Genomic DNA, 613 nt, shown 5'->3' on the forward strand with positions numbered 1-613 from the left:
TAGTCGTTTCGGGCGTTCCTCGGGTCTGGGGCCTCGTCGTCTCCGGAATCCGATCGGAGCATCGAGGGAATCGAATCGGCACGCTCGTGTATCGGGCTCTGCAACCCGGGTTCGAACCCGAATCCGCCGGGTCGCACCGTGGCTGTACCCGGAGACGATCGGATCTCGTCACCTACCGGGACGACCGCGCTCGGGGGCGGTCGTCCCCGGAATAGCCGACACCTGTCCGTATCAGCGTTGCAGGTAGGCGTCCACGGCGGTAACGAACTCGACGAAGCGATCGAGGTCGTGCTGGATCGCATCGTACACGATGTCGTCGTTGACGACGGGGCCGTACGCGTGGGCGAGGACGTCGCGGAAGCCAACCGCATTACGGAGTCGCTCGCCGAGATCCGGATCCACGATCCCGTCCGACTCCAGGGTGGTGATCACTGTTTTCCGCCGTTCGGGTACGGATCCCCGTTCGATCTTGCAGATCTCCGATCCGGCGTCGATCGTCGCCGCCACGAGCTTTTCGAACTTTCTCTCGGCGGCGTCGCGGCGGTCCTGTGCATCCGGCGCCAGATATTCGCCCCGGGACAGTCGCTGATACTCCCGAAGTCGCGTGACGTTC

At 64.3% G+C, this 613-nt stretch carries 2 protein-coding genes; one reads left to right on the forward strand and one right to left on the reverse strand.

Going from position 1 to position 613, the window contains the following annotated elements:
• Positions 1-215: hypothetical protein (locus tag RH858_RS16755; protein ID WP_310562514.1), on the forward strand; the 215-nt coding region annotated here is incomplete at its 5' end.
• A 16-nt stretch (positions 216-231) separates the two neighbouring features.
• Here RH858_RS16755 and RH858_RS16760 read toward each other — a convergent pair.
• Positions 232-613 (reverse strand): DUF86 domain-containing protein (locus RH858_RS16760; protein WP_310562515.1); only part of this gene is annotated, 382 nt, incomplete at its 5' end.

Origin of the sequence: Halalkaliarchaeum sp. AArc-GB, from assembly GCF_031432225.1 — an archaeon.
Classification (GTDB): Archaea; Halobacteriota; Halobacteria; order Halobacteriales; family Haloferacaceae; genus Halalkaliarchaeum.